Raw genomic sequence first — 19708 nt, forward strand, 5'->3', positions numbered from 1 at the left:
CTCACCTCCGCCTCACCCCCTCCTGCGCGTCCGCTCAGTCGTTTCCTCTCTGCCAGTCATGGCGTCCGGCGAAGTGCAGCCATGCGGTCAGCGCCACCAGGAACGCGGTCGCGCCGCCGAGCGTCATGACCGTCGAGGGGGAGGTGTGGTCCAGGGCGACCCCGCCGGCCAACGCGCCGAGCGAAATGGTCGCCTGGAACGACGCGGTGAAGAGCACCGAGGCCGCCTCCGGGGCGTCGGGGGCCGCCTTGACGAACCAGGTCTGCGACGAGACCGGCACCGCGCCGTAGGCGATCCCCCAGACGATCAGCAGTGCCAGCGCACCCCACGCCCCCCGGCCCAGGAGGGGCAGCAGCAGGGTGGCGGCGGCCAGCAGGGCCGCCGCGGTCCCGAAGGTGGCCCGGGGGAGGCGGGCCACCGTGGCGCCGCCCAGGAAGTTGCCGGCGATCCCGGCGGCTCCGTACGTCAGCAGGAACACGGTGACCAGGCCGGGGGACGCCAGGTGGGTGACCTGCTCCAGGAACGGAGTCACATAGGTGTAGGCACCGAAGTGCGCCAGCACGATGAGGAAAGTCATCAACAGCGCGAAGCGGGTGGGGGTACGGCGCAACACCTCGCGCAGCACCCGGGGCCGGGTCAGCTGCCGGGCAGGCAGCGCGGGGGTCACCACTGCCATCAGGACGAACACCCCGACGGCCACGGCGCCCATGACGACGAACGCGGTCCGCCAGCCGGCGAGATCCCCGATGAAGGTGCCGGCGGGTACCCCGAGCACGGAGCCCAGCGGCACCGCGGAGAAGATCACCGCGGTGGCCCGGCCGACCGCCTCCGGACGTACCAGCCGCTCGGCCAGACCCGCTCCGATCGACCAGAAGCCGCCGATGGTGATGCCCACCATGATGCGGGAGAGCAACACCAGCCAATAGGCGGTGGCGGCCGCGGCGAGGAAATTCGCCAGCGCCAGCAGGAGAACGAAGGCACACAGCATCAGTCGCCGGTCGATCCGGGCGGTGGCCACGGTGACGGTGGGAGCGGCGAGGGCAGCCAGGACTCCGGGGGTGGTCATCATCAGCCCCGCGGTGCCGTCCGAGATGCCGAAGTCGGCCCCGATGGCGGTCAGCAGGCCGATCGGCAGGATTTCGGTGGTGACGATCGAGAAGATCCCCAGCATCACCGCGAGCACGGCGAGCCGGCCGTCCCACGGCGACCGGCCCGGTTCGGCCGTGGCATCGGCGACTGCGGAGGGTCCGGGGGTGGTGCAGCCGGAGCGGGCCGCGCCGGACGTACGAGTGGCGGGTGACATGGATTCCGTCCTGGTGGGCGAGCGAAAGCGGTGCCCTCCAGTCCAGCGCTCCCGGCGCCCCGGGTCTGGCAGCTATCCGACGTGGTGGTCGACCACCCGCCCGGAAGGCCGCGGTCCGTCAGGCGGGCTTCGCGGTGATGTCCCCGTTGCTGGTGGTCAGGTCCAGATGGAAGCGGGCCGCCGGGTCCTGGGCTATGCCTATGTGCTTCTCGCCGTTGTCGCTCTCGGCGGACAGCCGGTAGGGGCCCTTCGGCAGCTGCACCGTGATCTCGCCGTTGGACGTCCTCGCCCGGACGTTCTGCGCGGTGGCGGGGGTGAGGTCGATCGCCCCGTTGGAGGTCTCGGCCGAGGTGCGCGCGCCCGACAGACCGCGGCCGGTGATCTGGCCGTTGCTGGTCCGGGCGTCGACCGCGCCGGCCACGCCGTCCAGCTGGATGTCCCCTGAGCTGGTGGTCATCTTCACCGGGCCCACCTTGGTCAGTTCCACCGCCCCGGACGAGGTCTCCCCGCTCACCGGGAGGCCTGCCGGGACCTCGACCGTGTAGTCCACGGTGCAGTTCGTGCCACAGCCGGCGAGCACCAGCACACCGTCCTCGACGCGGTGGGTGGCGCCCTCGGGACGGTCGCCGTGGTACGACACCGCGCGGTGGACCGATGCCGTGCCGCCGCCCTTGCCGCCGCGCACCGTGAGGCCCCCCGAGCCGCTGTCCAGCCGGATGGACGTGATCTTCTTCGACACCTTGGCGTCGTCCTGGAAGGTCTTCCCGGGCAGTAAGCCACAGGCGCTGAGGGCGCACGCCCCGATGCCGGCCATCGCGACGATCCCGATGAAGCGGACCCGCTGACGCATGAATTCCCCCGTGAATGATCGGTAGTTGGCGAGGTGAGGGCCCGTGCCCCGCCTGCTCCCCCGCTATGACGAGGCTATGGCCGCCGTTGCGGCCGGACCATGGGGAAATCCCCCGGATCAGGGTGTGGTGAGCCCCAGGTGCGACCCACGGGCGCCGGTGCGACGATTTTTGTGGGGGCGGTACATGCGCTGCTCATGGGGCGGACGAGGAGGCTTCCGGTGACTGCCACGAAGACATGGAACGCCGAGATCAGCATCACCGAGACCGACAGCGAAGTCAGGGCCGAGGCCAGGCTGCGCGGCAAGGAAGGCGGGCAGATGGTCGGCCAGGGAGCGGCCCGCTGCAATCCTGCCGATGAGAACGTCCCGGCCATCGGCGACGAGCTGGCGGTGGCCCGCGCGATGTCGGACCTCAGCCACCAGCTGCTCCAGCGGGCCGCGCACGACATCGAGGTGCACACGGCCCGCCCGGTGGAGCGCCTGCGCGCCTGAGGGCCTCAGCACACGGGACGCCGTCCGGCAGCCCCCGGCCCGGCGTCCGGTCGGCATGCCGCGATCCGGCGATGCCGCGATGCCGCGATGCGCCCGTTTTGCCGCCTGGGCCTGAGCCCGGCGCCCGCCACTCCTGTAATGGTTGAATGTATTTGACCCATGACCGCACGCTGGCGGACATGGCACGAATCCCAGATGTGCAGTGTGAACCGTGGTGGTGTCCCGCATGCGGCCTGTCCTTCGACTCCTGCCGACCGGTATCGGAACACCCCACGTCCGAGGGAATGGTGCGGTACCTGTGGTGCCACACCGCTGGATGGCTCATCGTTTGCTCCGATGTCCAGCTCATCCACGTGAGCCCGGATGGAAAGCGCCACACCGCGGACGGTGGGGTTCCGTAACGCCCGGGAAGGTCACGTGAAGCAGAATCACTACGGCCGTCTCGGGGCCGTACTGTCGGCCGATTTGATCAATCTGCCCGAGATGAGCGCCGCGAGCGTGCAAAGCCTGCTGGAGGAGCACGAGATCCGTCGCCCGGCAGTCGTCGACGCCGATGTGGACGGCTTTCGAGACTGGCGGGATCAACTGGCCCGCGTCTTCGGTTCCACCGATGCCGCCGAGCAGTGCTCAGCCGTGAACGACCTGCTGGTGGCGGCGACCATCCGTCCCTGGGTGACCACCCATGACGGCCTCCAGCCCCATCTTCACTTCGTCCCCGACTCGGCCGACGTGATCTCCAGGGTCAAGGCGGTCACCGCCGGTGGCCTTGCCTTCGTCCTGTGCTGGGAAGGGGGAGCACGGCTCGGGCGCTGTCTGCGTCCCGAGTGCTCCCGCGCCTATGTGGACACGTCCAGGAACGGGCGACGGCGGTACTGCACGGCACGCTGCGGGAACACCGAAGCGGTGATGCGCCATCGTTCCCGGCAGCCGGGCGGCAAGCGTCAGCGGCCGTTCCCCTAGGGGGAGACGCTCCTGGCGCTTGCCCTAGCCCTAGCCCTTGCCCGCCGAGAAGTCCGGCCCGATCGTCAGTGTCAGCGCGCCCGGTGCCGCGTCGGCCGACTGCGTCGCCTTGGTGCCGGGGAGGCGGCCGGCGAGGACGGCGCTCTGGGCCTTGAGCGCGGCCGGGTAGGTGAGCGTGGTCTTGTCCGCCGCCGGGGCGTTGCCGGTGGCGATGACCGTGAAGCCGAGCTTGCGCAGCTGCTCGGCGGCGGCCGCCGCCTGGCCGGGGGTGCCGGTTCCGTTGAGCACCCGGACCTGCACGGAACGGGCGGTCACCGGGTGCTTGGCGGCCTCGGTGAGCTTCTTCTTCTCGGCGGCGCCGACCTCCCGGTCGTGCGCGAGGTCGCTGAAGAGCCCGCCGGCCTGCGGGTATTGCCAGACGACATTGGCCTTGTCGGTGGGGACATCGGCCTCGCGCGAGTAGTTGGGGACGGTCAGGAAGGTGAGGCGGTCGCTGGGGACCTCCTGGACCGTCGCGGCCAGGTCGTACAGCGGCTTGAGGCCGGCCAGGGCGTTGTCGGTGGTGATGGACTTGGTGGCCGACTTGAGGAAGTCGTAGAGCTCGCCGGGGCTGGTGAGCTTCGACTGGGCCTTCGCGGCCAGCGCCTTCATGAATTCCTGCTGACGGCCGATGCGGCCGAGGTCGGAGCCGTCGCCCACGCTGTAGCGGGTGCGGACGTAGCCGAGCGCCTTCTCGTCCCGGACGTTCTGGCAGCCCGCGTCCATGTCGAGGTGGGCCTTCTTGTCGTGGATGGCGTACTTGGGGCAGACCTCTATGCCGCCCAGGGCGTTGACCATTCCCTTGAAGCCCTGGAAGTCGACCGAGGTGAAGTGGTCGATGCGCAGGCCGGTGTTCTTCTCGACGGTCTTGATGGTGCAGGCCGCGGCCTTGGTGATGCTCCCGGAGTCCCCGCCGATCGAGAACGCCTCGTTGATCTTGAAGTGGTGCGGGGACGACTTCGAGCCGTTGCCGCGGGTGCACGCGGGGATCTCCACCCAGGAGTCACGGGGGAAGGAGACCGCGGTGGCCCACTTACGGTTGGCGGCGATGTGCAGCACCATCAGCGTGTCCGACTGCATGGTGCTCAGGTTCCTGCCGTACTTGGCGTTGGCGCCCGCGCGGCTGTCGGAGCCGACGACCAGGATGTTCTTGGAACCGGGGCTGAGGTTGGCCGGCCGGTCGCCGTCGACCCCGATGTCCACGCCGCGGATGTTGCCGTCCAACTCCTGGTAGACCCAGGCACCGACGCCGGCCGTGGCGAGCAGCAGGACGCCGAGCACACCGCCGGTCCAGGCGAGGATGCGGCCCCGGCGGGTCATCCGCAGTGTGCCCGCCCCGCCTGCCTTACGGGAGCCGCCTCCGGAGCGGCGGCCGGAGCCGGAGGATTTACGGCGCGATCCGGCGCCGGGCGCGCGGGAGCCGCCGGGCGCGCGGGAGTCTTCGCCGGCGGGAGAGGACGAGCCGGGTGCGCCGTCGGCGCCCCGTCGGGCCGTCTGCTGGTGCGTCTGCCTGTCATGCACGCCGATGGCCCTTCTGGTCCTTCTGATGCTGGTGATGCGGGTGGTGCGGTACGAGTGAGGGGACGCCCCCGGCAGCCGGGGGGACCGGCGGCGTCGGCAGGGGGCGGCGGATCAGATACCGGCGCTGGGCAGCAGCAGGATGGACTCGGGGTCGTAACGCAGCCACTGCGGACATGCGCCGCCGGGCAGGGTGCGCAGCCGGCACCACAACTCGCCCGCGCCGTCCGTCCACCAGGCGTTGATCCGGCCCAACCGCCATCTGCCGTCCGGGTATTGGACCTCCACCGGCTGATACACCCATCGGACCTCCGCCTCTGGAGGCGGGCAGTCCCAGGTCAGGAGTCCGCACCTCGTCGCCATCTCCCCCTCCGACCGCGCCTGTTGCGCATTTGCGCGCACTCTACCGGGAAGTTCTACAGCGTTGTAGAAGTTGCCTGGTGTGGAGCGTTCGCCGTGCGGTGCGCCGTGTCCGGCCCGGCGAGGTCAAGGATCAGTGTGCACTCAGAGCGGCATTGCCGCCTTGAGAACGACGAACAGCGCAACCGCTGGGTTGAGCGCGGAGAGCGCGGAGAGCCCGGAGGTGGCCGTGTCCGCCGCGGCGACCGGAGCCGCCAGGGCCGCCGGGGTCAGCGCCGGCGGTCCGTGCCGGACTCAGCGGCCGGGTCGCCGGCGGGCGCCGGGCCGTCCGCCGTGACGGGCCCGTCGGCCGTGGCCGGGGCGTCGGCCGTGGCGCGGTCGAGGAGGGTGCGCAGCACCTGCTCGTCGTGTGCGGAGAGCGCGGAGACAAAGCTGGTCAGTACGGCGTCCCGGTCCGGTTCGCCGTCCAGTACACGGCGCATCCGCAGCGCCGCGAGACCGGCCTCGTCGGCGGCCGGGGTCCAGACGTAGGCGCGGCCGGACCGCTCACGGGTGACGGCCTGCTTGGCATGCAGCCGGGACAGGATCGTCATCACGGTCGTGTACGCCAGGTCGCCGCCGAGCCGCTCCTGCACCCAGGCGGCGGTGGCCGGGCCCGATGCCTCGTGCAGCGCGGCCAGCACCTGGGCCTCCAGCTGGCCCTGTCCGCGCCGGCGGGCGCGCTCCCGTCCGGAGTCGCCGAACTCCTCCCGCCCAGGGGTTCCCCCACCGCCCGGCGCCTTCCCGAAGGACTTCCCGCCCACTGTCGTCGCCTCCCGTCGCGCCGGGTGTCCCGCCGCCCGGGACGTCCGGGCATCTTACTGAGTGGCCGGATCCGGACGGTGGTTTGTCCGGCCTGTAGCCGGCCCCGTCGATCCCCGTCGCTGTACTTCTACACTCCTGTAGTTTTCGAGGCTTCACCCGGAATGCAGGCAACACCTGGAGGGAAGCCATGGGAGTCTCGCTGGGCAAGGGCGGCAATGTCTCCTTGTCGAAGGAAGCACCCGGACTGACCGCGGTCACGGTCGGCCTCGGCTGGGACGTCCGTACGACCACGGGCGCGGACTACGACCTGGACGCCAGCGCGCTGCTGTGCACCGAGGCGGGCAAGGTCGCCTCGGACGCGCACTTCGTCTTCTACAACAACCTCACCAGCCCCGACGGCTCGGTGCGGCACACCGGCGACAACCTGACCGGCGAGGGCGAGGGGGACGACGAGTCCATCGATGTCACGCTGTCGGAAGTGCCCGCCGAGATCGCAAAGATCGTCTTCCCGGTCTCGATCCATGAGGCGGAGGGCCGGGGGCAGAGTTTCGGCCAGGTCCGCAATGCGTTCATCCGCGTCGTCAATCAGGCGGACGGGGTGGAGCTGGCCCGCTACGACCTGAGCGAGGACGCCTCGGCCGAGACCGCGATGGTCTTCGGCGAGCTCTACCGGCACGGCGCCGAGTGGAAGTTCCGCGCGGTGGGCCAGGGCTATGCGTCCGGTCTGGCGGGCATCGCGGCGGACTTCGGCGTCAACGTCTGAGGTCAGCACCTCCGGGCGGGGAGGGCGGCCGCCGTCGGCGCCGCCCCTCTCCGGCCTCCTCTCCGGGGCGGCGAGGCGCACGGTCGTGGCGAGGAGGCGTCTACACCTGTGTAGAAATTGCCTGGCCGCGGCCACCCAACGGAGAGTGCCCGGCTATCACCTCTTATAAAGGGATTTGCCGGGCCGGTGCGGGGTACCGTGAAGACACCAAGGGACTCGGGGACCACAACACCGGGCGCGCCGGCTTTCCGCGGCCCGCCCGAGTGAGGTGAACACCATGCAGACTCTGTGGACCGTGGTCGTGCTGCTGGCGCTGGTGGCGCTGGGGGCCCTGTTCATCGCCCGGGTCAATGCCCAGGGGACCGGGCGGATGCCCACCCATCGGTACGCGGACTGGAAGCAGTCCGTACGGCAGCGGAGGCACAAGCGGCCGCACGACGAGGCCCGCCCCGAGACGCCCGCGGCCGGCCCACCGCCGCCCTCCGGCAAGGCGGGAAACGACCTGTGACGTCCACCGCCCGCACCACCCCGTCGGCCCAGGACTACGACGGGACCTCCCCCTTCCCTGACAGCGGCACCGAGTCCCCGCCGACCAGCGGACGGCGGATGTATGTCACGGTGACCGGCATCATCGTCGTCGCCCCGTTCGTCGGCCTGGCCGTCGCGATCCCCCTCCTCTGGGGCAGCGTCGTCCACCTCACCGACCTCGTCCTCCTGGCCGTCTTCTATGTCATCAGCGGCCTGGGCGTCACCGTCGGCTTCCACCGCGGCCTGACCCACGGCAGTTATACGGCGGCCCCCGCGCTGCGCGTCGCGCTCGCCCTCGCCGGCTCGCTCAGCTTCCAGGGCGATGTCATCGACTGGGTCGCCACCCATCGCCGCCACCACGCCTACACCGACCGCCCCGGCGATCCGCACTCGCCCTACCGCTACGGCACCAGCCTCCGCGGTCAGCTGCGCGGACTGGTCCACTCGCACATCGGCTGGCTGTTCGGCGACGACCCCACCTCGCACCGCCGCTTCGCCCCCGATCTGCTCGCCGACCCGGGGATCCGCGCGGTGGACCGGGCGTTCCCCGTGCTCTGTCTGCTCACGCTCGGCCTGCCGTTCGCGCTGGGCTGGGCGCTCGGCGGCTCCTGGGTCACCGCGCTGACCGCCCTGCTGTGGGCGGGGTTCATCCGGATCGCGCTGCTGCACCACGTCACCTGGAGCGTCAATTCGCTCTGCCACCTCATCGGCGACCGCCCCTTCCGCACCCGGCGCCACGACCGGGCGACCAACCTGTGGCCGCTGGCCCTGCTGTCGTTCGGCGAGAGCTGGCACAACCTGCACCACGCCGACCCGACCTGCGCCCGGCACGGTGTGGACCGTGGCCAGCTCGATGTGTCCGCCGCCGTCATCCGGCTCTTCGAACGCCTCGGCTGGGTCCGGGACGTGCGCTGGCCCGACCCCGACCGGGTGGCGGCCCGCCGGCTCAGGAGCACCGCATGACCACCGCCGGGGACCCTCCCCACCCAGCCCACGCCCCGCACCACGCGCCGCCCCCCGTCGCCCGCCTGGCCATCGCCCCGCACACCGGTACGGCCCGGCACCTGGACGGTCTCTGGTGGCCGCACTCGACCGACCTGCTGGCCGAACTCCCGGAGCTGCTGACCGCGTTGCCCTTCGACTGGCCCCGGATCACCCACGCCACGGTGAACGGCGCGGCCTGGTCCGCTCTCCCCTCCCACACCCTTGTCGCCGGCCATGTGGTCCGCCTCCGCAGAACCACCGGCCGCCCCGGCCCGGACACCATCTGCCTGGTCTCCTCCGGCAACGGCCGCTGGGACCTCCTGCTCATCCCGCCCACCACCCCCGAGCCCGAGGCCGTCCGCATGATGGCGGAGATGGCCCGCACGGGGGAGCCGACACCGGCCTGAGTGCGGGGCGCGGCGCAGGGGGGCAGCAGCCCGGGGTGATGCCCGCCAACTCACCCTCGTCCGTAGGCGTTTCACGTGAAACAGTCAGCGGCCCGCAACGGTGGACCGCCGGGCGCCCTTCAGCCGAGAATCCCCCGGTCGTACGCCACCGCCACCGCCGCCGCGCGGTCCTTCGCCTCCAACTTGCCGTAGATATGCGTCAGATGGGTCTTGACCGTTGCCTCGCTGATGAACAGTACGGCGGCGATCTCGCGGTTCGAGGTGCCCTTGGCGACGAGGCCCAGGACCTCGCGTTCGCGGGCACTGAGCGGTTCGTTGCCGGGTGACCGGACCCGTGAGACAAGGCGGGAGGCGACCGCGGGCGAGAGCACCGTCCGGCCTTCGGCCGCCGCGCGTACCGCCGTGAACAGTTCGTCGCGCGGGGTGTCCTTGAGGAGATAGCCGGTGGCGCCCGCCTCGATCGCCGGGAGGGTGTCGGAGTCGGTGTCGTACGTCGTCAGCACCAGCACCTTGGAGTGCGGCGCCTGGCGGCCCAGCTCGGTGATGGCCGCTACCCCGCCCCCGCCCGGCATCCGCAGATCCATCAGGACCACGTCGGGGTCGAGCCGAGTGGCGAGTTCCACGCCTTCGATGCCGTTGCCGGCCTCACCCAGGACCTCGAATCCGGGGGCGGCGGTGAACATGCCGCGCAGCCCGTCCCGGACGACGGGGTGGTCGTCCACGATGAGCACCGTGATGACCGGGGCGGTGTGCTCGTGCCGGGCGGTGCGCTCGGCACAGTCGCCCCGCCCGGTCCGCGCCGGCCGGTCGAAGGGGTGGGTGCGCTCGGTGTCCTCAGCCATGGCGGACCAACGGTACGCGAGCGGAGACGGCCGTGCCCCGGCCCGGTTCGGACTCGATGTCGACGGTGCCCGCGATCCGTTCGGCGCGCGCCCGCATCCCGCCGAGGCCGAAGCCGCCGGTGCGCCGGCGGGGCGGTGGCGCCTCCGGATCGAAGCCGCGCCCGTCGTCGCGTACATCCAGCGTCACCTCGTCGCCCATGTAGGAGAGGGTGACACCGACCCGCGACGCGGCCGCGTGCCGGCGGGTGTTGGACAGCCCCTCCTGGGCGATCCGCAGCAGGGTCGCCTCGACCTCGTCGTGCAGCGGTTCGGCGGTCCCGGTGACGGTGAACTCGGCGCGTACGCCCGCCACCGCCGACCACTCCTCGACGGTCGTGCGCAGCGCTTCCGGCAGCGCAGCGTGTTCCAGCGCCCCGGGGCTCAGGTCGTGCACCGAACGGCGGGCCTCCCCGAGGCTGTCGCGGGCCAGCGCCGCCGCCCGTCGGGCGTGCGCGCGGGCGGCCACCGGATCGCTGCTCTCGGTGGCCGCTTCCAACTGCGTGATGATGCCGGCCAGGCCCTGCGCGAGGGTGTCATGGATCTCCGCAGCCAGTCGGCGGCGCTCATCGGCGATACCCGCTTCCCGTGCCTGGACGAGGAGCTGCGCATGCAGGCCGGCGTTCTCCTCCAGCGCCAGTGCCAGCCGGGCATTGGCGCGCTCCAGCTCGGTGATGGTGGCGGCCTTGACTGCCGCGTGCTCCGCCTCCTGGGCGGCGATCCGGCCGAAGACCAGTACCAGGGTGGCGTTGACGATGTACAGCGCCGCGAAGGCTACCCAGTGCACGGTGCTCGCCGGGGGCAGTCCACCGGACTGCGAGCCGGCCATGATCACCGCGGTGGCCAGCCACCCGGCGCGCAGGAAGCGTCGCGGCAGCAGCTGCGAGGCGTCGAAGTAGCCGAGCACCGCGTAGATCGCGAAAAAGGGGTTGAGCCAGGTCAGCACGAAGGCCAGCACGTAGCGGACGAGGTAGTAGAGCTGCCCGGTCGGCGCCTGCGGGGGAAGCCGGTGGCCGGCCCGGCTCCACCACACCTGCAGCGCCAGCGCGGCCGTCACCAGCGCCCCCGCCACATACGCCTCGTGTCCGGGCAACAGCCGGTCCGCCGAGGCCGCCGATGTCAGGACCCCGATACCGAGCAGGACATAGCCGCCCCATCGCCGGAAGGCACGGTCCCACGGCCGCGGCGCGGGGCTGAGGAGCGGCCCGGGTGCGGGAGACATCCGCAGCACCTGGGGGCCGGGAACGGGCGCTGCCGTCCCGCCGTTGCCGTCGTGGCTTGTCATGGGGGCAGTGTCCCCTGGGGGTCGGACGGACACCCGCACTCCGGCCCCCCTCACCGTCACTCCCAACGGGATTGACGGTGGGCGAACCAACCGAGCACGAGGGCCCAGGCGGCCGGCACCGCCAGCTGCCACCAGCCGGGCCAGTGGCCGGACGAGGCCTGGGCGAGCGCCTGCGAGGCGGCGCCGAACGGCACCAGCTGGACGATCCGCTGCAGCAGGTCCGGCATCGCCTGGACCGGCACCCACACGCCCGCCGCAAACATCATCGGGAAGAAGACCGCCGACCCGACCACCCCGGCCGCCTTGGTCGACGGGGAGAGCGAGCAGATCACACAGCCCATGACGAGCGCACTGCACAGTGTCAGGACGAGCGCCAGCGCATAGCTCAGGGGCTGCTCGGGCAGCGCCACACCGAAGGCGAGCCTGCCCACGACGAGCGCCACTGCCATGGAGAGCACGGCCGCCGCGCCGTGCAGGGCGATCTGCGCACCGAGCAGCGCGGCGGGCCGCACCGGCGTGGCCGACATCCGTCGCAGAATGCCGCGTTCCCGATAGCCCGTCAGCACCGAGGGCATCACCTGGATTCCGGCCGTGATCGCGGCGAGCAGCAGCACCACCGGAACGTAGAGATCGATGGTCCGGCGCCCGCCCAGTGACGGACTGGCCTCCCGGAAGGACGGGATCAGTCCGAGGATCGTCAGCAGCAGGGTCGGGAAGACCAGCATCCAGAACAGTGCCCCGGGTTCACGCAGGAACAGCCGCGCCTCCGTCATCAGGACGGCGCGTGAGGCGGACCGGGCCTTCACCGGGGCAGAAGGGCCGGGGGTGGGCTGCGGCGAGCGCGTCGCCGAAGAGGGCGCGGGCGTGGCAGGCATATCAGGCAACCTCAGGCTTCCTGTGCGGTCAGATCGAGAAATGCGTCGTCGAGCGTTGCGTCGGCGACGCGCAGGTGCCGGGCGGTGATGCGGTGCCGGGCAAGAAGGGAGATCACCGCGTCGACGGTGGCGTCCGTCCCGTGGATCACCAGCCGCTCGTCGGCCGGGTCCGTCACGCCCTGTCCGGCGGCCCGCCCGGTCCCTTCGAAGGAGGCGACCTCCGGCAGTGCCGCCAGCTCGGCCGGGTCGAGCGGCGCCGACGGGTTGAAGGAAAGGACAACGGACCGCGAGGCCTTGCTGATCAGGCCCGCCGGGGTGTCCAGCGCGGCGACCCGGCCACGGTCGATCACCGCGATCCGGTCGCACAGCCGCTGCGCCTCCTCCATGAAGTGGGTGACCAGCAGCACCGTCACACCGGCGGCGCGCACCTCCTCGATCAGCTGCCAGGTGTCCCGGCGGGCGCGGGGATCGAGCCCGGTGGTCAGCTCGTCGAGCACCACCACCCGCGGATTGCCGATTAGCGCAAGCGCGATGAACAGCCGCTGTTTCTGGCCGCCGGAGAGCTTGCCGAAGCGGGCGGAGAGCCGGTCGGTGAGGCCGGTCCGCTCGGCGAGCTGTCGCCAGTCGGCAGGGCGCGGATAGCAGGCGGAGTAGAGCTCCAGCGCCTCCCGCACGGTGAGTTTGGCCTGCAGCTCGCTTTCCTGGAGCTGGGAGCCCAGGATCTGGGTGACCCGGTCATGGTCGGCCACCGGGTCCAGTCCGCCCACCCGGACCGTCCCGCCGTCCGGGACGCGAAGGCCCTCGACGCACTCGACGGTCGTCGTCTTGCCGGCGCCGTTCGGGCCGAGTACGCCGAAGATCTCCCCGTCCTGGACGGCGAAGGAGACCCCGTCGACCACGGCCCGGCCCTCGTAGGCCTTGCGCAGCCCGCTGACTTCGATGATTCCCATAACCCGAGAATCCGCCCCGCGCACCCGAGGGCACATCGCCCGTTGCGCTCGGAACGGCATCAACCGATCGGCTGACCGGGGGCTACGACCTGCCTGCCGCCTGCCCCCACGGCCCTCGGCTACTGCGTACGGGTGGTGTTCATCGGAAGAACGCCGATCCGGGGGCGTCGGTCCGTGAATCCGCCCATTACGTACTCATCATAAGAAAACGCAACAGAAGCGACGCCATCCAAGTGGTGCACCGGTAGCGGCGCAACTGAAGCGAAGCAACAGAGGAAGCGCAACGAAGTAGACGCAACGGATCTCTCGGGGAGATCCCGACCGAAAGCGAGGGGCCATGGCTGCGACCAAGGTCATGAAGTTCTGGGCGGTGTGCCTTGTCATGCTCGGCAAGCTGCTGGCATCACTGGGGGTCTCCGCGGCGGCGTCGGCCGCGCGCCGGGACGCCGCACTGTACGAGCGGACCCTGGGCAAGGGGAACGCGGACAAGGGGAACGCGGGCAGCGAGGCCCCGGGTGGTGACGCCCCGGATGTGGGGCGCTGCACCGAGCCGGATCACCAGCCGGAAAGGGGGAGTCGTGCCGTACCCGCTCCCCGCACCGTGCCGCTGTACGGCCAAGCCGGGCCCGCCCGCCGGATGTTCCCCCGCCCGGAGCTGCCGCCCACGATCAAGCAGCGCATCAGTGCCGAGGCCCATGGCACCTCGCCGGGGATGCGCAGCCGCATCACCTCCGGCGCCGAGCCGCTGACGGCCGACGACTTCACCGACCCGGCCGGGACCACGCCGGACGCCGGCCGGACCGACGCGGACGCACGCTCCGCCGTCATTCCGGCGGCCCGCAACCGTGCGCACACCGCCCGCGTTGTCTGAACCGGCAGCAGCGCATACAGGCATGACCACACGCATGACCCAGGCGGCAGCGCACACAGACCGCGCGGCGGCACGGAGTCAGCAGCACGGAGTCAGCAGCACGGTGACATGAGCCATCGCGGCAGCACGCAGCGGTGTTGCACCGGAGACAGAGGCAGACGCAGGTTCGGACGTAGGTCTGGGTGCAGGCGCGGACGAGGGTGCAGAAGCCGGCATGTTCCACGTGAAACGTACGCAGACGTGAACCACCTGAAGGCGCCGGGACGGACGTAGACCCGCATCAACGGGAGACCCGGCACAGCGCAGCCGAACCAAAAGCAGCAGCAAGAGCAGTAGCTAGAGCAGCAGCAGTGACAGCTACAGCCTCAGCCACCGCACGACCACAGACCTGAACTACCCGACGTACCCCCGGAGTTCTGCCGCTTCGCCCCGACCGGGGCGCCGGTCGCCGGGCCTTCTCCCAGCTCCAGCCCGAGCTCGGCACGCAGTGCATGCGAGTCGGGACTTCCGTGGGCCGTGAGCGGCAGGTGGTCGACGGCATGGACCGCGGGCCGGGCGAGTGCCGCCCGACGTCCCGATGTATCTCCGCGCGCCCGTGATGTTTTCCGGGCGGCGGCGCAGCGCGCCGATGCGTGCCCCCGAGGGCCCCGGCGACCGTGCGATGACGTGTACCGGGCGACCGGTTTTCCGGTGCGGTGTGCCGGCTCCTTGCGGGCGATGTCCGCATTGCGCGCATCCCCTCGAAATGATCTCTGTGCGCCCGGCGAAGGCCGGTGAAAGTATCCGCATATTGGTCGACTTCTTCTTGACCCCTTGGTAAAGTCCCGAGCACTCATTGTGACTCGGCGATTTGACGCGGCCGCCCGGGGTCATCCACCGTTCGAAATCCGGAGGGTTTGTGGAATGCCTGAGCTGGCGGACACCGGGAGGAGAATCAAAGAGCTCCGGGTCAGTGCGGGAATGACACAGCACGACCTTGCCGGACCCGAAATGTCCTCCAGTTACATTTCGCTGGTGGAGCACGGGAAGCGCATTCCCAGCGATTGGGCACTCAAGATCCTGGCGGAACGCCTCGGGGTCGGTGTGGCGGAAATATCCGGAGCGGTCGCGCCCGCGGAAGATACCGGCCGGGCCCGCCGGCTCGATCTGGTCGGACGATTGGTGGCGGCCCGCAGGCAATGGGACGGCGGTGACGTCGAAGGGGCCTTGTCGGAATTCCGGGAGCTGGCCGAGATCGAGCCGGCCCACCGGCAGGACGATGTTTTCACCGAGGCCCAGCTCGCCATCGCGGAAATCCTGGGCACGCTCGGCCGCGCCGATGAGGGCGCCGAGGTCCTGCGGCGGATGCTGGAGGTGCTCGCCCCCGAGCCGTACGCCGAGCCCCGGCTGCGCGCCCTGATCGCGCTCGCCGATCTGCTGGAGTCGGCCGGCCGCGTCCAGGACGGACTGCGCTACGCGCTGACCGGCCACCTCGAATGCGCCGGCCAGCGCCCCGGCACCGGCTTTCACTCGCTGCTCGTCCTTGAGGTGCTGACCCGCTGCGCCTATTGGAGCGGCTGCCCGGACTGGGCGCCCGATACCGACCACGGCCGGCCCCCGGCGGACGGTGTACTCCCCGGGCCGCGCGCCTCCGTCGATCTGCACCGGGCGCTCGACCTGCGGGACCGGGGTGAGCCGGAGCGCGCCACCGAGCTGCTGGGCGAGTGTGCGCGCCGGGTCACCCCCGCCGCCGGGTTCCCGCTGTGGGAGAAGATCAACGGCCATTACGCGCTGCTGTTGCTGCGGCGCGGCGAGACGGCGGCGGCCCGCAGCATCGTCGAGCGCGGTCTGGTGGTCGCCTCGGTGGCCCAGGAGCCGGGCTTCCCGCTGTGGCTGACGACCGCGGACGCGGCCGGTGCGGAGGTGGCCGGTGACCGCGCCCGGCTCTTCGCCCTCGGCGCGGAGCTGGCCGCGCTCCCGGACACCGGCCGCAGTCATGAGAAGGCCGCCGCGCTGGGGGAGGTCGCGGCGGCATGTGCGCGGGCGGGCGACCGGGAAAGGGCCGCCGGGCACTTCCGGTATTCCGCGGAACTGTTCCGGCGGGCCCAGGCCTACCGGCACGCCGAGCGGGCCCGGGAACGGCTGACGGAGCTCATCGAAAAGCGGGACTGACGACCGCCGGGATGAAGGCTGCGTAGCGCCGCATATTCTTTCGCCCCGTGCGGGGAGCGTTATTTCTTGGTCTTCTTTGCGAGACCCAGTAGTGCGAACAATGCCTCCGCGGCACCGACGATCGCTAATATCAGCCCGGCCTTGTGAAGCGAGATGACTGCATTCTCCACTTCCTCCGTGGTCAGCCAAAGGGCCAGACCTGCGATCGTCAGAACAATGCCTAAGGCAACACCCTTCATGGGTTTCCCTCGCTCCGTGTGAATGGTGGCGGACTCCTTGTGCGGACCAGTGTTCCGCCCGGACCGGCACATTCGGATCATCCGCAGGTAGGCACTTTCCGCTCGCCGGCTGTCACTTTCTATGTACTCCCCCGGCCCTGTCAGGGGCGGCTAGGGGACGGTTAGGGGGGCGGCCGGGAGAAAATCAGGGGCCGGTCGGGGGCGCGCACTGGGAGCGCTCTCTTTTACCCCCGCAGGGCTATCCCGTGCTGCTGCGCCAGAATCGCCGCCTGCACCCGGCTGCGCAGCTTCAGCTTCGACAGGATGCGGCTGGTGTGGGTCTTCACGGTGCCCTCCGCGAGATGGAGCCGCTCCGCGATGGCGCTGTTGCCCAGCCCGCCCGCGATACAGGCCAGCACCTCCAACTCCCTTTTGGTGAGCCCGTCGAGGGCCTGTGCGGCGCCGTCCGGCAGGGTGGCGCCCGCCGACGGCTGCCGCCCGGCGAACTCGCGGATCAGCCGCCGGGCGAGGGCCGGGGCGAGGTACCCCTCCCCGTACGCCACCTCCCGTACCGCGCCCACCAGTACGGCCGGTTCCGCGTTCTTGAGGATGAAGCCGCCGGCCCCGGCCCGCAGCGCCCCGAAGAGGTACTCGTCGAGGTCGAAGGTGGTCAGCACCAGCACCTGGGCGAGGCCGCGCGCCACGATGCTGCGGGTGGCGGCGACCCCGTTGAGCTGCGGCATCTGGACGTCCATCAGGACGACATCGGGCCGTAGTTCGGCGGCCATACGGACCGCCGTCACACCGTCTCCGGCCTCACCGACCACCGTGATGGCAGGGTCGGTCTGCAGCACCAGGACCAGCCCGGACCGTACGGCCGCCTGGTCGTCGGCCACCAGCACCCGGATGCCCGGGGGCCCGTCCGCCGGGCGCTCCCCCGGCGCCGTCGCCGCCCCGCCCCTCAGCTCGTCCGCCGCTGACTCCTTCACTGGCTGTGCCACCTTTCTCGTCTCCTAGGGGTTCTGGGTCAGCGGGAGCACCGCCCGCACCCGCCAACGCCCCGGGGCGGTGCGGTCGGGCCCCGCGTCGAAGCTGCCGCCGACCAGGGCGGCCCGCTCGGACATCCCGGTGAGCCCGGCGCCCGCACCGGCCGTCAGCTGCTCCATGGGACGCTGCCGGGGCCGGCCGTCGGGGCGGGCCAGCGGACTGTCGACCGAGAGGGTCAGCTGCTCGGCGCCGGCCTCACAGTGGATCCGCACCCGCCCCGCCGCGGCATGCTTGAGGACATTGGTCAGCGCCTCCTGCACGATCCGGTACGCCGTCACCTCGATCACCGAAGACACCTCGGGGAATTTCTCCGGTAATTCGGTGTGCAGGGTCAGCCCCGCCGCGTCGGCGGCCGGCCGGGCCTGGTCGACCAGCGCGCCGAGCGCGTTGAGCTGCGGACGGTCCCAGTCGTCGGACACCCCCCGCTCGGACCGCAGCAGCACCACCATCCGGCGCATTTCGGCCAGTCCCTGCACACTGTTCTCCCGGATCACCGAGAGCGCCCGCAGCACCGGATCCTCCTCGGCCGCACCGTCCTTCTCCCGCTGTGCCTCGGTCAGGGAGAGCACGGCGCTGGAGTGAATGGCGATGGCACTGAGGTGGTTGGCCACCAGATCGTGCAGCTCACGGGCCATACGGGTGCGTTCGGTCTGCAGCACGGTCTTGCGGTCCAGCTCCGCCAGCCGGTCGATCTGTGCGGCGCGTTCCCGCTCGGCATCCGCCCGCTCCTTGTGGTTGCGGATCACCACCGCGGTCCATACGGGGGAGATGAGCAGCACCGCGATGATGATGCCGGTCGTCACCCCCTCGGAGCGGTCGCCGATGAGGACCAGCGCGACGGTGGCCGCCAGAGTGGCCGCCACGGTCCCGATCTGCAGGACCCGGCACAGCCACGGGGCGCCGTACAGGGCGGCCGCATAGAGCAGATCCGTATAGACGAGCACGGGGCCCATCCCGCCGCCGGCGATCAACTCGACGGTGACGGTGAGCGTGCCGACGGCGAGCGCGGCCAGCGGCAGGGCACTGCGGAAGACGGTCGCGGTACACAGCACGAGCACCGGCAGAACGGCCTGCCAGGCGGGAATATCGCCCCCCATGACCCGCGGCCCGCCCACGACATACAGGATCAGGCAGCCGGCGAAGAAGCCCACTGCCAATCTGAGGTCACGGAGCGGTAAGGGGTGCCGGCGCGCGTGCGTACTGGGGAATGGACGTAACCACACACCAGGACAGTATTCGGCGGGTTACCCGTTCTCCTGGCCCTGGCGCCGGAATTCGGGGCGCTCTGCTGTACATCGAAGTATGTAGCCGTACATCAGCAGGAGGGATGACTCGAACGCTGCGGAGGGTCTGCAAACTTGGGCTGTCCGTATCGATCGTTGGAGGCGAAAAGGGGGAGGGGCCATCCCTATGACGGGTAGTCACTCACCCGGTATGGCCTCGGCACCGCTCAACTGCGGAGGACGGAAAGTACGTGAAATCGAACGCCGCTCTTCTCGATCTGTCTCCCCAAGCCCCCTTTGACCACGTGGTGGACCCCGGGCCCCACCCCGGCCCCGCCTGTCCGGCACCGCTCGCTCCCGCACCCGGTCACCCGGACTCCGCCACCACCGCCCCGGACTCCGCCACCACCGTCCCGGTCTTCGTCGTCCCCGTAGGATCCGCTTCTCCCCACGGATCCGGCACGGGCCTCTCCCCCGACGACTGCCCGGCCCTCAACGGCCGTTCCCGGGCCACCCTCGACGGCGCGGACCGCCGCCGGCTGCTGTCCCGGCTCCCCGAGCGGGTGAGCGCCGCGATGGCCGCCGCCGGGCACTGGGAACTGTACGGAACCCGCGGTCTGCTGGTCGTGGCCTGCGGGGACGACGCCCGCCGGATGGGCTTCTCGGTGGAGTCCGTCCGTCCCGAAGCCTCCCCGCCGGACACCCCCTACGAGGTGCTGACCGGCCATGAGTCACGCATCGCGGCCACCCGCCCCGCCCCCGAGCGCGACCGTCTCGTCACCCGTTTCTGGGTCCGCAAGGACGCCGCCCTGCAGGCCGTCGGCCGGGGGCTGTCCCTTGCGCCGGAGCGCATCGAGGCGGGGTTCCCCGGCGACCGCGGAACGGTCACCGTCCCCGGCCCCCACGGGCTCGATGTCCCGGTCTCGGTGCGGAACATCGCGTTCTCCTCCGCGTACGAGTTCGCCGTCGCCGTCCCGGAACCCCTCGCGCTCACCCCGGCCTTCTCCTACCCCGTCGGCTGATTCCCCGGTTTCCGCAGGGGCGTCGGCGCACGCACCGGCAGGCGCGCCCACCCGGGTGAAACCCCCGCATGTCGCGGCGCCCGGACACGGCAAAAACCATATTGCCGGGTTGGTTGGTGGGTGCCCACCGGTCGTGGCGAGTACTGCGCCACGGCGTTGTCGGAGCACAGCGGAGGATTG

21 protein-coding genes are annotated in these 19708 nt (G+C 71.1%); 9 read left to right on the top strand and 12 right to left on the bottom strand.

The window, feature by feature from the left end:
* Positions 1-34: 34 nt before the first annotated feature.
* Positions 35-1303: an MFS transporter gene (locus tag STRNI_RS22070; RefSeq protein ID WP_381844097.1), complete on the bottom strand. Its 1269-nt coding sequence runs from the start codon at positions 1301-1303 to the stop codon at positions 35-37.
* 118 nt (positions 1304-1421) lie between these two features.
* Positions 1422-2153, bottom strand: coding sequence for a DUF4097 family beta strand repeat-containing protein (locus STRNI_RS22075; protein WP_277411864.1), 732 nt, complete (start codon positions 2151-2153; stop codon positions 1422-1424).
* A gap of 219 nt (positions 2154-2372) precedes the next feature.
* Here STRNI_RS22075 and STRNI_RS22080 point away from each other — a divergent pair, with 219 nt between their 5' ends.
* Positions 2373-2645: a DUF1876 domain-containing protein gene (locus tag STRNI_RS22080; protein ID WP_018092780.1), complete on the top strand. Its 273-nt coding sequence runs from the start codon at positions 2373-2375 to the stop codon at positions 2643-2645.
* A 417-nt stretch (positions 2646-3062) separates the two neighbouring features.
* On the top strand, positions 3063-3605 hold the full coding sequence (locus STRNI_RS22085) for a CGNR zinc finger domain-containing protein (protein ID WP_277411865.1): 543 nt from the start codon (positions 3063-3065) through the stop codon (positions 3603-3605).
* Positions 3606-3635: 30 nt separating this feature from the next.
* Here the strand turns inward: STRNI_RS22085 and STRNI_RS22090 are convergent, their stop codons facing one another.
* The 3 genes from STRNI_RS22090 to STRNI_RS22100 form a co-directional block, all read right to left on the bottom strand.
* Entirely contained in the window at positions 3636-4964 is a 1329-nt protein-coding gene (locus tag STRNI_RS22090) for an LCP family protein (protein WP_277413302.1), read from the bottom strand.
* Between the two features lie 312 nt (positions 4965-5276).
* Positions 5277-5462 carry a hypothetical protein gene (locus STRNI_RS22095; RefSeq protein ID WP_018092308.1) on the bottom strand — a complete coding sequence of 62 codons (186 nt, stop codon included), beginning with the start codon at positions 5460-5462 and terminating at the stop codon, positions 5277-5279.
* 329 nt (positions 5463-5791) lie between these two features.
* Positions 5792-6325 carry a BlaI/MecI/CopY family transcriptional regulator gene (locus tag STRNI_RS22100; protein WP_277411866.1) on the bottom strand — a complete coding sequence of 178 codons (534 nt, stop codon included), beginning with the start codon at positions 6323-6325 and terminating at the stop codon, positions 5792-5794.
* Positions 6326-6513: 188 nt separating this feature from the next.
* Here STRNI_RS22100 and STRNI_RS22105 point away from each other — a divergent pair, with 188 nt between their 5' ends.
* The 4 genes from STRNI_RS22105 (at position 6514) to STRNI_RS22120 (ending at position 9008) form a co-directional block, all read left to right on the top strand.
* Entirely contained in the window at positions 6514-7089 is a 576-nt protein-coding gene (locus STRNI_RS22105; protein WP_266438353.1) for a TerD family protein, read from the top strand.
* Positions 7090-7366: 277 nt separating this feature from the next.
* On the top strand, positions 7367-7597 hold the full coding sequence (locus STRNI_RS22110; protein ID WP_229838132.1) for a hypothetical protein: 231 nt from the start codon (positions 7367-7369) through the stop codon (positions 7595-7597).
* On the top strand, positions 7594-8580 hold the full coding sequence (locus tag STRNI_RS22115) for an acyl-CoA desaturase (RefSeq protein WP_159487506.1): 987 nt from the start codon (positions 7594-7596) through the stop codon (positions 8578-8580). The genes STRNI_RS22110 and STRNI_RS22115 overlap by 4 nt, the downstream gene beginning before the upstream one ends.
* A complete protein-coding gene (locus tag STRNI_RS22120) occupies positions 8577-9008 on the top strand; it encodes a DUF5994 family protein (RefSeq protein WP_018092313.1) in 432 nt (143 codons plus the stop codon). The genes STRNI_RS22115 and STRNI_RS22120 overlap by 4 nt, the downstream gene beginning before the upstream one ends.
* Before the next feature lie 119 nt (positions 9009-9127).
* Here the strand turns inward: STRNI_RS22120 and STRNI_RS22125 are convergent, their stop codons facing one another.
* From STRNI_RS22125 to STRNI_RS22140, 4 genes are read right to left on the bottom strand one after another with little or no spacing between them, the layout of a single operon-like run.
* Entirely contained in the window at positions 9128-9850 is a 723-nt protein-coding gene (locus STRNI_RS22125) for a response regulator (protein ID WP_277411867.1), read from the bottom strand.
* Entirely contained in the window at positions 9843-11171 is a 1329-nt protein-coding gene (locus tag STRNI_RS22130) for a sensor histidine kinase (RefSeq protein ID WP_381844101.1), read from the bottom strand. The genes STRNI_RS22125 and STRNI_RS22130 overlap by 8 nt, the downstream gene beginning before the upstream one ends.
* Positions 11172-11227: 56 nt before the next feature.
* On the bottom strand, positions 11228-12046 hold the full coding sequence (locus STRNI_RS22135; RefSeq protein ID WP_381844103.1) for an ABC transporter permease: 819 nt from the start codon (positions 12044-12046) through the stop codon (positions 11228-11230).
* An 11-nt stretch (positions 12047-12057) separates the two neighbouring features.
* Complete coding sequence (locus STRNI_RS22140) at positions 12058-12996, bottom strand: ABC transporter ATP-binding protein (protein WP_277411868.1); 939 nt, start codon at positions 12994-12996, stop codon at positions 12058-12060.
* Between the two features lie 337 nt (positions 12997-13333).
* On the opposite strand from STRNI_RS22140, the gene STRNI_RS22145 reads away from it, so the two are divergent.
* Positions 13334-13867: a DUF6344 domain-containing protein gene (locus tag STRNI_RS22145; RefSeq protein WP_277411869.1), complete on the top strand. Its 534-nt coding sequence runs from the start codon at positions 13334-13336 to the stop codon at positions 13865-13867.
* Positions 13868-14770: 903 nt separating this feature from the next.
* A complete protein-coding gene (locus STRNI_RS22150) occupies positions 14771-16018 on the top strand; it encodes a helix-turn-helix domain-containing protein (RefSeq protein WP_107451428.1) in 1248 nt (415 codons plus the stop codon).
* Positions 16019-16077: 59 nt separating this feature from the next.
* Here STRNI_RS22150 and STRNI_RS22155 read toward each other — a convergent pair whose 3' ends face one another.
* From STRNI_RS22155 to STRNI_RS22165, 3 genes are all read right to left on the bottom strand, one after another.
* The gene (locus STRNI_RS22155; RefSeq protein WP_018092316.1) at positions 16078-16257 is read right to left on the bottom strand and encodes a DUF5708 family protein; all 180 of its coding nucleotides are present in this window, start codon (positions 16255-16257) and stop codon (positions 16078-16080) included.
* Positions 16258-16481: 224 nt separating this feature from the next.
* Positions 16482-17201, bottom strand: a complete 720-nt coding sequence (locus tag STRNI_RS22160; protein WP_277413305.1) for a response regulator — start codon at positions 17199-17201, stop codon at positions 16482-16484.
* A gap of 48 nt (positions 17202-17249) precedes the next feature.
* Positions 17250-18434 carry a sensor histidine kinase gene (locus STRNI_RS22165; RefSeq protein WP_159487511.1) on the bottom strand — a complete coding sequence of 395 codons (1185 nt, stop codon included), beginning with the start codon at positions 18432-18434 and terminating at the stop codon, positions 17250-17252.
* Between the two features lie 323 nt (positions 18435-18757).
* Between STRNI_RS22165 and STRNI_RS22170 the strand changes: the two genes are divergently transcribed.
* The gene (locus STRNI_RS22170) at positions 18758-19528 is read left to right on the top strand and encodes a 4'-phosphopantetheinyl transferase family protein (protein ID WP_274736856.1); all 771 of its coding nucleotides are present in this window, start codon (positions 18758-18760) and stop codon (positions 19526-19528) included.
* The last annotated feature ends 180 nt before the right edge of the window (positions 19529-19708 follow it).

The organism is Streptomyces nigrescens, from assembly GCF_027626975.1.
Taxonomy (GTDB): domain Bacteria; phylum Actinomycetota; class Actinomycetes; order Streptomycetales; family Streptomycetaceae; genus Streptomyces; species Streptomyces nigrescens.